This window comes from Actinosynnema sp. NPDC020468 (assembly GCF_040642015.1).
Lineage (GTDB): Bacteria > Actinomycetota > Actinomycetes > Mycobacteriales > Pseudonocardiaceae > Actinosynnema.
On sequence record NZ_JBFAEO010000005.1, the window covers coordinates 168,940 to 182,243 of the forward strand.

A 13,304-nucleotide genomic window follows, 5' to 3' on the forward strand; every position below is an offset into this window, starting at 1 on the left:
CCGCAGTGCGGAATACCAAGCTCGCCATCGCAGTCGCCTTCACCGCCGCAGCCCTCGCCCTGTCCGCCTGTAGCTCCAGCGACACCGCGTCCACCAGCTCCACCGCCGCGGCGCCGACCACCACGTCCGCCGCCGCGATGACCTCGGCGTCGGCGTCCGCGTCGGCTGACGGCGTGACGAAGACGACCGACGTGTTCGGCGCGGGCTGCGCCAGCGTGCCGCAGGACCCGACGAACAAGGGCTCGCTCCAGGGCATGGTGACCGACCCGGTCGCCACCGCGGCGAGCAACAACCCGCTGCTGACGAAGCTGGTCGCGGCGGTCAAGGCGGCCAACCTGGTCGACACGCTGAACTCGCAGGAGGCCATCACGGTCTTCGCGCCGGCCGACCCGGCCTTCGCCGCGCTGGGCGACGCCAAGTTCGCCGAGCTGGCCGCCGACCCGACGACGCTCGGCAAGATCCTCCAGTACCACGTGGTCGGCAAGCGCTACGACGCCGCCGGTCTGGAGTCGGCCAAGACGGTCAAGGCCCTGACGGGTCAGGACCTCACCATCGCGGGCTCGGGCGACTCGATGACCGTCAACGGCGCCAAGGTGCTGTGCGGCAACGTCCCGACCAAGAACGCGACCGTGTTCGTGATCGACACGGTGCTCACCCCGCCCGCGAGCTGATCGCGGCGACCGGCTGATCGGGCCGGCAGTGCGGTGGGACCCGCCCAGGGGGCGCGTCCCACCGCACTGCTGCGTCCGGGCGCGGACGCCGGCGGGGATCCGATTCACCTGAAGGTGGCCGGCTTCCGGTATCCACGCCGCCGGCGGGCGCACTTGTCCTGGTGCGGGCGGTGTTCCTGGGGGTGCGCCGCCGCGCTCACCGGGGGGTCGGGGTGCGTTCGTCAACTTTGTGCAAGCGTTCACAAGCGGTACGGTGGTGTCATCACTCCGCTGGTGACGGTGCCCGGCGGGTCCAGTGCGGCGGACTTCGAGGAGTACCAGCGTGGCGGGTCGGCGGGGCGAGGGTGACGAGGTCGTGACCACCCCGGAGGCGCCCGCCGACGTCCGCGAGAGGGCCAGGTCGATACCCGAGGCCGCGGTCGCGCGCCTCGCCGTGTACCTCCGCGTGCTCTCCGGCATGGTCGACCAGCAGGTGACCACGATCTCCAGCGAGGAGTTGGCGGGCGCCGCCGGGGTCAACTCGGCCAAGCTCCGCAAGGACCTCTCCTACATCGGCTCGTACGGCACGCGGGGCGTCGGCTACGACGTCGAGGTGCTCGTGAGCCACATCGAGCGGATCCTCGGACTGACCCGGAAGCACTCGGTCGCGGTCGTCGGCATCGGTAATCTTGGTCACGCGCTCGCGAACTACGGCGGCTTCCCGAGCCGGGGCTTCCCGGTGGCCGCGCTGTTCGACATCGACGACGACCTCACTGGTGTGCCGGTAGGGGGTATCCCCGTCGACCACATCGATGACATCACCACGGTCTGCGCCGAGCGCGAGGTCTCCATCGGCGTCATCGCGACGCCTCCCCAGGCCGCTCAGGCGGTCTGCGACCGTTTGGTATCCGCCGGAGTCCAGTGCATCCTGAACTTCGCACCCGTTGTTCTCCAGGTCCCGGACAACGTCGAGGTGCGCAAGGTCGACCTGGCGGTCGAGATGCAGATCCTGTCGTTCCACGTCGCGCGACGGGCTGACGAGGCCGCCGGCGAACTGGTCAACGGCGTCGGTGTGGACGGGGTGGTGATTCGCCCGTGATCGTGCGGGTAGCGAGTCGAACGGCGGTTGTGGCATGAGTGTGCTCGTCGTCGGGCTGTCCCATCGCACCACCCCCGTACCCGTGCTCGAACGCGTCGCGGTGACCGACGCCGAGCGCGACAAGGTCCTGGCGCAGCTGCTCGCCGCGCCCAGCGTGTCCGAGGCCGTGCTGCTCTCCACGTGCAACCGGGTCGAGGTCTACGCGGTCGTGGACTCGTTCCACGGCGGCATGAACGAGGTTGTCGACGTGCTCGCCCGCCAGGCGGCCGCCGAGCCCGGTGACCTCTTCGAACACCTCTACGTGCACTACTCGGCCGCCGCGGTCGAGCACCTGTTCTCCGTCGCGGGCGGCCTGGACTCGATGGTCGTGGGCGAAGCCCAGATCCTCGGCCAGCTGCGCACCTCGTACAACGCCGCCGACGAGGCCGGTGTGGTCGGCCGCACGCTGCACGAGCTGGTCCAGCACGCGCTGCGGGTCGGCAAGCGGGTGCACAGCGAGACCGACATCGACCACGCCGGCGCGTCCGTGGTGTCCGAGGCGCTGTCCGACGCCGCCGCCGCGCTGGGCGGGCTGACCGGCCGCAGCGCGCTCGTGGTGGGCGCGGGCGGCATGGGCGGGCTGGCCGCCGCGCACCTGCGCCGGGCGGGCGTGGGCCGGGTCGTGATCGCGAACCGGACCGCCGCCAACGGCGAGCGGCTGGCGTCCGCGCTGCGCGCCGAGGGCGTCGACGCGCGCTCGACCGGCCTGGAGGACCTGGCCGCCGAGGTCGACCTGGCCGACGTGCTCTTCGCGTGCACCGGCTCGATGGGCACCGTGGTGGGCGCCGAGCACATCGGCGACCGCGACGAACGCCCGCTGGTCGTGTGCGACCTCGGCCTGCCCAAGGACGTCGACCCCGCCGCGGCGCTGCTGACCGGCGTGCGCGTGGTCGACCTGGAGACCCTGCAACGCAGGCTGTCCGCCGCCCCGACCGGGCAGGACGCGCTGCGTGCGGCGGAGATCGTCGCCGAGGAGGTCCGCGCCTACCTGGCCGGGCAGCGTTCGGCAGGCGTCACGCCCACCGTGACCGCGCTGCGCAAACGCGCCGCCGAGGTGGTCGACTCGGAACTGCTGCGACTGGACTCGCGGCTGCCCGAACTCGACCCGGCGGTGCGCGGCGAACTGGCGAAGACCGTCCGCCGGGTCGTCGACAAGCTCCTGCACACCCCGACCGTGCGGGTGAAGGAGCTGGCCGCGGCGCCGGGTGGGGCCGGTTACGCCGAGGCGCTGCGCGAGCTCTTCGGGCTCGACCCGCAGGCGCCCTCCGCCGTCAGCACACCCCACTCGACGCAACCCAAAGGTGAGAAGCGGTGAACCGCACCCTGAGGATCGGCACCCGCGGCAGTGCACTGGCACTCGCGCAGACCGGTCACGTCGCCGACGCGCTGCGCGCAGCGGGCGCGGTCGTGGAGATCGTCACGGTCTCCACACCCGGCGACCGCTCGTCCGCGCCCATCGCGGAGATCGGGATCGGGGTGTTCACCTCGGCCCTGCGCGACGCGCTCGCGAACGGCGAGGTCGACATCGCGGTCCACTCCTACAAGGACCTGCCCACCGCGCCCGACCCGCGGCTGTCGCTCGCCGCGGTGCCGCCGCGCGAGGACCCGCGTGACGCGCTCGTGGCGCGGGACGGACTGACCCTGGGCGAGCTGCCCGCGGGCGCGAAGGTGGGCACCGGTTCGCCGCGGCGCGCCGCGCAGCTCGACGCGCTCGGCCTCGGCATCGACGTGGTCCCGTTGCGCGGCAACGTGGACAGCCGCATCCGCCGGGTGACCGACGGCGAGCTGGACGCGGTCGTGCTCGCCCGCGCCGGCATCGCCAGGCTCGGCCGCACCGCGGAGATCACGGAGACCTTGGAGCCCATCCAGATGCTCCCCGCGCCCGCACAGGGCGCGTTGGCGGTGGAGTGCCGGGTCGACGACGTCGACACCGAGCACCTCCTCCGGTCCACTCTGGACGATTCGGCCAGCAGGGCCGCTGTCGCCGCCGAGCGCGCCATGCTGGCCGCGCTCGAAGCGGGGTGCAGCGCGCCGGTCGGCGCACTGGCCGATGTGGTGGAAGACCTCGACAACGACGGCGCGGAAGTACTCCGCCTGTCGCTGCGCGGGGTCATGGCGACGGAGGACGGCGACCTCCTCCGTGCCTCCGCCACCGGTGACTTGACCGCAGCAGAGGAACTCGGCCGCGCGCTGGCCGCCGAGTTGCTCGACCTCTCCGGCCACGCGCCCGCGTCGCCGGCGAGGCGTAGTTGATGGGGAGTGCCCTGATGACCCGCGCACGCAAGACCCCCGGCCGAGTCGCCTTCGTGGGTTCCGGCCCCGGCGACACCGGGCTGCTCACGGTCCGGGCTCGTGACCTGCTCGCCAAGGCGGAGCTGGTCGTGACGGACCCGGACGTGCCTTCCGAGGTGGTCGCTCTCGTACCGGAAGGCGTCGAGGTCCGCCCCGCCGTCGGCGACCCGGCCGACGTGGCGAAGGACCTGGTGGCCGAGGCCAAGAACGGCCACGCGGTGGTCCGCCTGGTGGCGGGCGACCCGCTCACACTCGACTCCGTGGTGAAGGAGGCGCACTGCGTCTCCAAGACCACGATCGCGTTCGACGTGGTGCCGGGCGTTCCCGCCGGCACCGCGGTGCCCGCCTACGCCGGTGTCGCGCTGGGCGCGGTGCACACCGAGGCGGACGTCCGCGGCGTGGAGGACTGGGCGGGCCTCGCGGCCGCGCCCGGCACCCTCGTGCTGCACGCCACCGGCGGCCACCTGGCCGAGGCGGCGTCGTCGTTGGTGGAGAACGGCCTGGCCCCGCAGACGCCGGTCGCGGTGACCGCCGACGGCACGGGCTTCGGCCAGCGCACGATCGACACCACGCTGGCGTCGCTGGCGGCGGACGCCGGCGACCTCGGCGGTCCGCTGGTGGTCACGGTCGGCAGCGCGGTCGCCGGCCGGACGAAGCTGTCCTGGTGGGAGTCGCGGGCCCTGTACGGCTGGCGGGTCCTCGTGCCGCGCACCAAGGAGCAGGCGGGCGCGATGAGCGACCGGCTGCACGCGCACGGCGCGATCCCGGTGGAGGTCCCGACCATCTCGGTCGAGCCGCCGCGCAGCCCGGCGCAGATGGAGCGCTCGGTGAAGGGCCTGGTCGACGGCCGCTACCAGTGGGTGGTGTTCACCTCGACCAACGCCGTCCGCGCGGTGTGGGAGAAGTTCCGCGAGTTCGGCCTGGACGCCCGCGCGTTCTCCGGCGTGAAGATCGCCTGCGTCGGCGAGTCGACCGCCGCGAAGGTCCGCGGTTTCGGCATCATCCCGGAACTCGTGCCGAGCGGCGAGCAGTCCTCCGAGGGCCTGCTGGCCGACTTCCCGCCGTACGACGACATCCTGGACCCGGTCGACCGGGTCCTGCTGCCGCGCGCCGACATCGCCACCGAAACCCTGGCCGCCGGCCTCCGCGACCGCGGCTGGGAGATCGACGACGTCACGGCCTACCGCACCGTCCGCGCGGCCCCGCCGCCCGCGGACACCCGCGAGATGATCAAGTCCGGCGGCTTCGACGCGGTGTGCTTCACCTCGTCGTCCACCGTCCGGAACCTGGTCGGCATCGCGGGCAAGCCGCACGCGCGCACCCTGGTCGCCTGCATCGGTCCGCAGACCGCCGAGACCGCGCGGGAGTTCGGCCTCCGGGTCGACGTCCAGCCGGAGGACGCGAACGTGCCGGCCCTGGTGGACGCCCTGGCCCAGCACGCCGCCCGGCTCCGGGCGGAGGGCGCGCTGCCTCCGCCGCGCAAGACCAAGCGCCTCCGCAGGTCGTAGGAAGCAAGTCCGAGTCGGGGCCACCAGGGTGTGGCCCCGACCTCGTTTCCAGGGAGTGCCGATCGTGTTCCCCACCCACCGCCCCCGCCGGCTGCGCACGACTCCCGCGATGCGCCGCCTGGTCGCCGAGACGACCGTGCGCCCGCGCCAGCTGATCCTCCCGATGTTCGTGAAGGAGGGAGCGTCCGAGCCGCGGGAGATCGCGAGCATGCCGGGCGTCCTCCAGCACACCCGAGACTCGCTCCGCAAAGCCGCCGTGGAGGCCGTCCAGGCGGGCGTCGGCGGCATCATGCTGTTCGGCGTGCCCACGACCCGCGACGCGGTCGGCTCGGGCGCGGTCGACCCGGACGGCATCCTCAACGTGGCGCTGGCCGACCTGCGCCGGGAGCTGGGCGACGGCACGGTCCTGATGTCCGACTGCTGCCTGGACGAGTTCACCGACCACGGCCACTGCGGCGTGCTCGACGCGCAGGGCAGGGTCGACAACGACGCCACCCTGGAGATCTACGGCGAGATGGCCGTGGCCCAGGCCCGCGCCGGCGCCCACCTGGTCGGCCCCAGCGGCATGATGGACGGCCAGATCGGCGCGATCCGCCAGGCGCTGGACGCGGCGGGCCTGACCGACACCGGCATCCTGGCCTACACGGTGAAGTACGCCTCCGCGCTGTTCGGCCCGTTCCGCGACGCGGTGGAGTCCCAGCTCCAGGGCGACCGCAAGACCTACCAGCAGGACCCGGCGAACCTCCGGGAGAGCCTGCGCGAGCTGGAGCTCGACCTGGCCGAGGGCGCGGACCTGGTGATGGTCAAGCCGGCGCTGCCGTACCTGGACGTGGTGCGGGCGGTGGCCGAGGTCTCCACGGTGCCGGTCGCCGCCTACCAGATCTCCGGCGAGTACGCGATGGTCGAGGCGGCGAGCGCGAACGGCTGGATCGACCGCGAGCGGACCGTCCTCGAACTGCTCACCTCGATCCGCCGCGCGGGCGCCGACGTGGTGCTCACGTACTGGGCCACCGAGGCCGCGCGCTGGCTGGACCGGGGATGACCACCCCCGCACCGGCGGCGTCCCGGTCGGAGACGTCGCCGCCGCCCCGGGCCGTCGACCTCGCCCGGTGGTTGTGGATCGCGAGCGCGCTGGTCGGCCTCGGCCGCTTCGTGGTGCAGCTCGCCGACCGGAACGCGCTGGTCGACGTGCTGCGGCAGCAGCAGCCGGGGTTGAACCAGGACGAGATCGACGCCGCGGTGTCCGGTGGGGTGATGTTCGGACTGCTGCTCGGCGGCGCTCTTGTGCTCATTTACACACTGCTCGCGAACCGGATGGCGCGCGGTCGGAACTGGGCCCGGATCGTGCTGGCCGTGTTCGGCGTCGTGGGGATCGTGGTCGGGGTGACCCGGTCGATCACGTACGTGTCGGGGCTGGCCGCGGTGCTCCAGTTGCAGGTCAGCGGCACGGACGTGCTGTTCGGGCTGGTGACGATGACCCTCGACGGCGCCGCCGTGGTGCTGATGTTCGTGCCGACAGCCGCGCTGTACTTCAGGACACAGCGGTCCGTCAGCGGAAGACCACCCCGGGTAGCTAACGGATTGTGATTCCCGGTCGACGCGAATGGGTCATGTGCTTACGGTCCGCGCATGACCATTCCGAATGACCCGTACAACCAGCAGGGCGGCCAGCCCCAGCAGCCCGGCGGCTACCCCCAGCAGGGCGGATACCCGCAGCAGGGTGGCTACCCGCAGCAGACGCCCCCCGGCGGCTTCCAGCAGCAGCCGGGCGGCTACCAGCAGGCTCCGCCGCTCGCGCCGCACGAGGCCCAGCGCCCGCCGCGGCCGAAGTCGGTCGACACCTCGTTCCTGCTGTGGATGGTCGCCGCCGGCGTCAGCATCCTGTCCAGCATCTTCAGCTTCCTGACCGCCCAGGCGATCTACGACCAGACGATCAAGGACCTGAACCTCGGTCCCGAGTTCTCGGCGTCGCTCGCGGGCACCGGCCCCAGCTACGGCGGGATCGTCTTCAGCCTGATCCTGTCCGCGATCTGGGTGGTCGTGGTGCTCCAGATGCGCAACGGCGCCAACTGGGCGCGCATCGTCCTGGCCGTGCTGGGCGGCATCGGCGTGGTGCTGGGCCTGATCGGCCTGTTCGGCATCGCGCTGCTGTTCTCGGTCGGCTTCCTGGGTGTGCTCCAGGCGCTGCTCGGCCTGGTCGCGCTCGCGGCCGAGGTCGGCGCGATCATCTTCATGTTCAAGCCGGACGCCAACCGCTTCTTCCAGCTGGGCTGATGAACGGGGCCGACGTCGCTGTCCGCCCATACCGGTGGACAGCGACGTCGTTACGGCTCTAGCGTTTCCGACCGTGACGTATCCACAGGAACCGGACGGTCCGCAGCAGCAGCCCTACCTCCCGCCTCCGCCGCCGCTGAGCGATGCCGAGGTCGCGGGCTCCACGCCGCTGCAAGCGCCCAAAGAGGTGCGCACCTCCTTCTGGCTCTGGATCGTGGGCGCCGCCGTGTCCGTGATCTCCGCCCTGCTCACCCTCACCCAGCGCGACGAGGTGGAGCAGCAGCTGAGGGACACCCCGCAGGGCAAGCAGCTCTCCGCCGACCAGCTCGCCGCCGCGGTCAACGCGGGCCTCCTCGTCGCCGTGCTCGTCGCGCTGGTGTTCGCGGGCCTCTACGTGCTGTTCGCCTTCAAGGCGAAGGCCGGCCGCAACTGGGCCAGGATCGTGCTGACCGTGCTCACGCTGCTCGGCCTGCTCGCCCTGCTGCGCACCGCGTCGGTCCTCGGCGTCTTCACCAACCTGATCAGCGTGATCGCGATCGTGCTGCTGTACCTGCCGGCGTCCAAGGCGTACTTCGACTCGGTCAAGCGCCGCCCGTGAGCACACCACCGCCCGCACCGGTGCGTGGTGCGGTCGGCGTCTGGTACGCCCTCGCGGCCTTCGGCCTGGTCAACGTCGCGTACCTGTGGTCGCAGCGGGACACCCTGACCGAGGCCGCCGCGAAGTCGGGTTTCGGGTCCGACGCCGTGACGTCGCTGCTGGTGCAGTTGACGATCGTCGCGGTGGTGGTCGGCGTGGGCTACGCCGTGTTCGCGCGGCTGCTGCGCCGGGGGGTGCGGTGGTCGCGCGGCGCGATCAGCTCGGTGGCCGCGCTGCACGCGCTGTGGGTGGTGCTCTCCGGCGCCGGCCCGGCGAACATCGTGGTTCTGCTGTTGATCGCCGGCGGATTGGCCTTCACGTGGGTGCGCGGTACGGCAGAGTGGGTCAGGCAGCACCAGTGACCCTCCACGTCGGAGTGAACCCGTGTCCGAGATCCTCCCGAGACCGACGCCGCCCGCGGTCGAGTCGGTAGTCGAGTCACCGGCCGGGTCCGCGGTGCGCCCGGACCCGCCGGCGGCGATCGTCCTCGCGTTCCGGTGCTGGCTCGCCGGCGTCGTGCTGGTGGTGCTCGCGCTGCCCGTGCTGCTGCTCACCGGGATGGGCGAGCTGACCGCGGACGTGTGGCGGCGCGTGCACCTGGCCGACCCGGAGGTGCCCGACCAGGCGCACTCGGACTTCGGCTTCTTCCTGCTGCCCGTGGTCCTGCTGGTCCTGCTGCTGGTACCGGCGTGGTTCTTCGTCGCCGGCGCGATGCGGCTGCGCGAGGGCAACCCCGCCGGTCGGACCGCGCTGGCCGGACTGGCGGTTCCCGGCCTGGCGTTCGTGCTGGGCTCGGCCTGGTCGTTGTTCTCGGGGGTGGTGTTCGTGGCACGGTCGGCCGCGGTGGTGTGGACGGCGTCGACCGCGGGCGTGACGGTGGTCGCCCTCGTCGCGATGTACCGACCGTCGGCGTCGGAGTACCTGCGGGAGGTGGGGGAATGACCCAGGACCCGAGCCGGCAGCCCGATCAGCCGAGCCGGTACCAGGCCGAGCAGTACCCGCAGGCCCAGTACCCGCAGGCCCAGTACCCGCAAGCCCAGTACCCGCAGAGCCAGTACCCGGCGCCGTACCCGCAGGGCTACCCGCAGGCGAGTCCGGTGCACGGCGGCTACCCGGCGATGCGGGGTGTCGACCAGCGGACGGTCGTCGTGAAGCGGCCGGTCGCGGTGTCCGTCGGCTCCGTGTTCTGGCTGCTCACCGCGCTGTCCTGGCCGGTGGGCACGGTCGTGCGGCTCGCGGTCGAACGGCCGCCGAGCAGCTTCGGCACGATCGTCACCCTGTTCGTCACCGGCTGCCTCGCGATCGGCGGGATCGTCGGCGCGGTGTACTTCCACAACGGCAGCCACCAGGCGCGGCTGGTGCTGTGCGGGTCGTGGTTCGTGGTGGAGATCGTCGCGCTGGGCATGCTGGTGTCCGCCCTGCGGGAGACCGTCGAGGCGGGCACCCTGGCCGTGCTGGTCGCCCGACTGGCGTTCCCGCTCGTCGCGGCCGTGTGCGGCTTCCTGCCGGGCACCCGGCACCACTTCTCGGGGAGCTGAGTGGACCAGCCGACGCTCTACGCCGAACCCGGCGCGTCCTGGTGGCCGCTGCTGTGGGGACCGGTGTTCGCGCTGCTCGGGTTCGGCGTCGAGGCGCTGACCGGCGTCGTGCGCCCGCTGCTGTGGCTGGTGGTCGCGGTGGCCCTTTTCCTGCCGACGGCGCTGTGGGTGCAGGGCCGGCGCAAGGTGTACGGGGTCCGGTTGACGCCCGTGGCGCTGCACCAGGGGCGCGAGGAGGTGCCCGTGCGGGACATCGCGGCCGTCGCGGGCGTCGAGCCGCGGTCGGGCGCGAAGGTGCTCGGCGGCGGGTGGGCGTTGCCGCGCGGCACCGAGCCGGTGCCGGTGAAACTGGCCGACGGGACCGTGGTGATGGGCTGGGCGCGGGACGCCGACGCCTTGCGCGCCGCGGTCACGCGACTGCTGGACCGACCGTGAGAAGCTTCGTGGCGTGACGACACCCTCGCTGCACCAGCCACGGCGGACGCTCATCGCGGCCGGCGAGGTGGTGGGCGCCGTGCTGCTCGCGTTCGCCGTCGTGTGGTGCTGGGACCGGGGCGTGGTGCACCTGAGTTACCCGGTCGCGGACCACGCGCCGCTCGAGTCCACCCGCTACCACGGCAACTGGATCGGCGCGGCCGTGGCGATCGCCACCGTCGGCGGGGTGCTGCTGCTCGACGCCGTGCGACAGGCCGTGCTGGGACTGCGCACCCGTGACCGGAAACAGGACGTCGAACCCGACGTGTGAGACTGGACCCCGTGACAGCGACGCGATCCCAGGCACTGTTCGAGCGTGCGGCGGAGGTGATCCCCGGAGGGGTGAACTCACCGGTCAGGGCGTTCCACTCGGTCGGCGGCACCCCCCGGTTCATGGTTCGCGGCGAGGGCTCGCACCTGTGGGACGCCGACGGCGAGCGGTACGTCGACCTGGTGTCCTCGTGGGGCCCGATGATCCTCGGCCACGCGCACCCGGACGTGGTGCGCGCGGTGCGGGACGCGGCCGGGCACGGCCTGTCGTTCGGCACGCCGACCGAGGGCGAGATCGACCTGGCCGAGGAAATCATCGGTCGGGTGGCGCCGGTGGAGCAGGTGCGGCTGGTCAACTCCGGCACCGAGGCCACCATGAGCGCGATCCGGTTGGCGCGCGGGTTCACCGGTCGGCGCAAGATCGTCAAGTTCGCCGGCTGCTACCACGGTCACGTGGACGCGCTGTTGGCCCAGGCCGGTTCGGGTGTCGCGACGCTCGGGCTGCCCACCTCGCCGGGCGTCACCGGCGCGCAGGCCGCCGACACGATCGTGCTGCCGTACAACGACCTGGACGCGGTGCGGGTCGCGTTCGAGGAGAACCCGGGCGAGATCGCGTGCGTGATCACCGAGGCCGCCGCGGGCAACATGGGCGCGATCGCGCCGCGGGACAACGCGGGCCTGCGGGCACTGTGCCACGAGCACGGCGCGCTGCTGGTGATGGACGAGGTCATGACCGGCTTCCGGGTGTCGCGCTCGGGCTGGTTCGGCCTGGAGGGCGTGGCCGGCGACCTCTACACGTTCGGCAAGGTGATGTCCGGCGGGCTGCCGGCGGCCGCGTTCGGCGGTCGGGCCGAGATCATGGCGCGGCTCGCGCCCGCCGGTCCGGTCTACCAGGCCGGGACGCTGTCCGGTAACCCCGTGGCGGTGGCGGCCGGCCTGGCCACGCTGCGCGCCGCGACCGACGACGTGTACCGGGCGCTGGACGCGAACGCCTCGCGGTTGGGCGCGCTGTTCGGCGCGGCGCTGACCGACGCGGGCGTGCCGCACCGGGTGCAGTTCGCGGGCAACCTGGTCAGCGTGTTCTTCACCGCCGACGAGGTGGTCGACTACGCGGGCGCGCAGGCCGCGCAGACCTGGCGCTTCCCGCCGTTCTTCCACGCGCTGCTGGAACGCGGGGTGTACCCGCCGCCGAGCGCGTTCGAGGCGTGGTTCGTCAACGCCGCCCTGACCGAAGAGGACTTCGCGCTGATCGCCGACGCCCTCCCGCACGCCGCGCGCGCCGCCGCGGAGGCGAAGAACCCGGAGGCAGCCCAGTGAGCCGCACGGTCGTCCACCTGCTCCGGCACGGCGAGGTGCACAACCCGACGGGCATCCTCTACGGCCGGCTGCCGGGCTTCAGGCTGTCCGACCGGGGCCAGCGGCAGGCGCTGACCGTCGCCGAGCACCTGGCGGACCACGACATCGCGCACGTCGTCGCCTCACCGCTGGACCGGGCGCAGCAGACCGCGTCGCCGATCGCCGACTCGCACCGGCTGGAACTGGCCACCGACGCGCGGCTGATCGAGGCGGACAACAGGTTCGAGGGGTTGAAGGTCGCGGTCGGCGACGGCGCGCTGCGCTCGCCGAAGCACTGGCCGAAGCTCGTCAACCCGTTCACGCCGTCGTGGGGCGAGCCGTACCTGGAGATCGCGCACCGGATGCTCGGCGCGGTGCAGCGGGCCAGGGTCGCGGCGCAGGGCCACGAGGCGGTGTGCGTGTCGCACCAGTTGCCGATCTGGACGTTGCGCCGGTTCCTGGAGGGCAAGCGGATGTGGCACGACCCGCGGCGCCGGGAGTGCTCGCTGGCCTCGTTGACCAGTTTGGTCTTCGAGGGCGAGGAGTTGGTGCGGGTCGTCTACACCGAACCGGTGGGCGCGACGAACCCGAGGGTGACCGGGGCGTGAGGCGGCTCGCGGTGGCGGTGGCGCTGCTGGTGGGGCTCACCGCGTGCTCGACGGGCTCGGACGCGGTCGTCACCGGCGGCGACTTCCAGTTCGTGGCGCCCAACGGCCAGGTCCGCATCCGGTACGAGGGCGCGGACCGCAAGACCGTGAAGGGGTTGACCGGCCCGAGCCTGATGGAGGAGGGCAGGACCGTCTCGCTGGACGACTACGCGGGCAAGGTCGTGGTGGTCAACATCTGGGGCGCCTGGTGCCCGCCGTGCCGCACCGAGGCGCCCGAGATGCAGAAGGTGCAGAACGAGGCGGGCCCGTCGGGCGTGCAGGTGATCGGCATCGACGTGAAGGAGCCGTCGCCCGAACCGGGCCGCGACTTCATCCGCAACCGGGCCCTGACCTACCCGTCGATCTACGACGAGTCGGGTCGGACGTTGTTGGCCTTCAAGGGTTATCCGCCGAACGTGGTGCCGTCGACCATCGTGCTGGACAAGCGGCACCGCGTGGCGGCGGTGTTCCTGGAGGGCCTCATCGCGTCCGACCTGCTGCCGCTGGTGAAGGAGTTGGCCGCCGAGACGTCGTGACCGGA

The 13,304-nt window shown here is 72.5% G+C and carries 17 protein-coding genes; all 17 read left to right on the forward strand.

What is annotated here, in order from left to right; all coding sequences use genetic code 11:
• Window positions 1-5: 5 nt before the first annotated feature.
• The 17 genes from AB0G50_RS06715 (at window position 6) to AB0G50_RS06795 (ending at window position 13,299) form a co-directional block, all read left to right on the forward strand.
• A complete protein-coding gene (locus tag AB0G50_RS06715; protein ID WP_360103044.1) occupies window positions 6-671 on the forward strand; it encodes a fasciclin domain-containing protein in 666 nt (221 codons plus the stop codon).
• Between the two features lie 355 nt (window positions 672-1,026).
• On the forward strand, window positions 1,027-1,749 hold the full coding sequence (locus AB0G50_RS06720; protein WP_360103139.1) for a redox-sensing transcriptional repressor Rex: 723 nt from the start codon (window positions 1,027-1,029) through the stop codon (window positions 1,747-1,749).
• Between the two features lie 34 nt (window positions 1,750-1,783).
• The gene (locus tag AB0G50_RS06725) at window positions 1,784-3,103 is read left to right on the forward strand and encodes a glutamyl-tRNA reductase (protein WP_360103046.1); all 1,320 of its coding nucleotides are present in this window, start codon (window positions 1,784-1,786) and stop codon (window positions 3,101-3,103) included.
• Entirely contained in the window at window positions 3,100-4,041 is a 942-nt protein-coding gene (gene hemC, locus AB0G50_RS06730; RefSeq protein ID WP_360103048.1) for a hydroxymethylbilane synthase, read from the forward strand. The genes AB0G50_RS06725 and hemC overlap by 4 nt, the downstream gene beginning before the upstream one ends.
• A gap of 14 nt (window positions 4,042-4,055) precedes the next feature.
• The gene (locus AB0G50_RS06735) at window positions 4,056-5,588 is read left to right on the forward strand and encodes a bifunctional uroporphyrinogen-III C-methyltransferase/uroporphyrinogen-III synthase (protein ID WP_360103050.1); all 1,533 of its coding nucleotides are present in this window, start codon (window positions 4,056-4,058) and stop codon (window positions 5,586-5,588) included.
• 64 nt (window positions 5,589-5,652) lie between these two features.
• Window positions 5,653-6,630, forward strand: a complete 978-nt coding sequence (gene hemB, locus AB0G50_RS06740; RefSeq protein ID WP_360103052.1) for a porphobilinogen synthase — start codon at window positions 5,653-5,655, stop codon at window positions 6,628-6,630.
• The gene (locus AB0G50_RS06745) at window positions 6,627-7,175 is read left to right on the forward strand and encodes a hypothetical protein (RefSeq protein ID WP_360103054.1); all 549 of its coding nucleotides are present in this window, start codon (window positions 6,627-6,629) and stop codon (window positions 7,173-7,175) included. The genes hemB and AB0G50_RS06745 overlap by 4 nt, the downstream gene beginning before the upstream one ends.
• A gap of 42 nt (window positions 7,176-7,217) precedes the next feature.
• A complete protein-coding gene (locus AB0G50_RS06750; RefSeq protein ID WP_360103056.1) occupies window positions 7,218-7,862 on the forward strand; it encodes a hypothetical protein in 645 nt (214 codons plus the stop codon).
• A gap of 73 nt (window positions 7,863-7,935) precedes the next feature.
• The gene (locus tag AB0G50_RS06755; protein WP_360103058.1) at window positions 7,936-8,460 is read left to right on the forward strand and encodes a hypothetical protein; all 525 of its coding nucleotides are present in this window, start codon (window positions 7,936-7,938) and stop codon (window positions 8,458-8,460) included.
• Window positions 8,457-8,861 carry a hypothetical protein gene (locus AB0G50_RS06760; protein WP_360103060.1) on the forward strand — a complete coding sequence of 135 codons (405 nt, stop codon included), beginning with the start codon at window positions 8,457-8,459 and terminating at the stop codon, window positions 8,859-8,861. The genes AB0G50_RS06755 and AB0G50_RS06760 overlap by 4 nt, the downstream gene beginning before the upstream one ends.
• A 22-nt stretch (window positions 8,862-8,883) precedes the next feature.
• Window positions 8,884-9,441 carry a hypothetical protein gene (locus AB0G50_RS06765; RefSeq protein ID WP_360103062.1) on the forward strand — a complete coding sequence of 186 codons (558 nt, stop codon included), beginning with the start codon at window positions 8,884-8,886 and terminating at the stop codon, window positions 9,439-9,441.
• Complete coding sequence (locus AB0G50_RS06770; protein WP_360103064.1) at window positions 9,438-10,037, forward strand: hypothetical protein; 600 nt, start codon at window positions 9,438-9,440, stop codon at window positions 10,035-10,037. The genes AB0G50_RS06765 and AB0G50_RS06770 overlap by 4 nt, the downstream gene beginning before the upstream one ends.
• A complete protein-coding gene (locus tag AB0G50_RS06775; RefSeq protein WP_360103066.1) occupies window positions 10,038-10,472 on the forward strand; it encodes a hypothetical protein in 435 nt (144 codons plus the stop codon).
• A 13-nt stretch (window positions 10,473-10,485) separates the two neighbouring features.
• Complete coding sequence (locus AB0G50_RS06780; RefSeq protein WP_360103068.1) at window positions 10,486-10,782, forward strand: hypothetical protein; 297 nt, start codon at window positions 10,486-10,488, stop codon at window positions 10,780-10,782.
• 11 nt (window positions 10,783-10,793) lie between these two features.
• Window positions 10,794-12,098: a glutamate-1-semialdehyde 2,1-aminomutase gene (gene hemL, locus AB0G50_RS06785; RefSeq protein ID WP_360103070.1), complete on the forward strand. Its 1,305-nt coding sequence runs from the start codon at window positions 10,794-10,796 to the stop codon at window positions 12,096-12,098.
• Window positions 12,095-12,724, forward strand: a complete 630-nt coding sequence (locus AB0G50_RS06790; protein WP_360103072.1) for a histidine phosphatase family protein — start codon at window positions 12,095-12,097, stop codon at window positions 12,722-12,724. The genes hemL and AB0G50_RS06790 overlap by 4 nt, the downstream gene beginning before the upstream one ends.
• Window positions 12,721-13,299, forward strand: coding sequence for a TlpA disulfide reductase family protein (locus tag AB0G50_RS06795; protein ID WP_360103074.1), 579 nt, complete (start codon window positions 12,721-12,723; stop codon window positions 13,297-13,299). The genes AB0G50_RS06790 and AB0G50_RS06795 overlap by 4 nt, the downstream gene beginning before the upstream one ends.
• The last annotated feature ends 5 nt before the right edge of the window (window positions 13,300-13,304 follow it).

Bases quoted from the DNA above. Each gene is read 5' to 3' on its own strand.
- AB0G50_RS06725 (WP_360103046.1), top strand. From the start codon at position 1,784: ATGAGTGTGCTCGTCGTCGGGCTGTCCCATCGCACCACCCCCGTACCC.
- AB0G50_RS06735 (WP_360103050.1), top strand. From the start codon at position 4,056: ATGACCCGCGCACGCAAGACCCCCGGCCGAGTCGCCTTCGTGGGTTCC.
- AB0G50_RS06745 (WP_360103054.1), top strand. From the start codon at position 6,627: ATGACCACCCCCGCACCGGCGGCGTCCCGGTCGGAGACGTCGCCGCCG.
- AB0G50_RS06750 (WP_360103056.1), top strand. From the start codon at position 7,218: ATGACCATTCCGAATGACCCGTACAACCAGCAGGGCGGCCAGCCCCAG.
- AB0G50_RS06770 (WP_360103064.1), top strand. From the start codon at position 9,438: ATGACCCAGGACCCGAGCCGGCAGCCCGATCAGCCGAGCCGGTACCAG.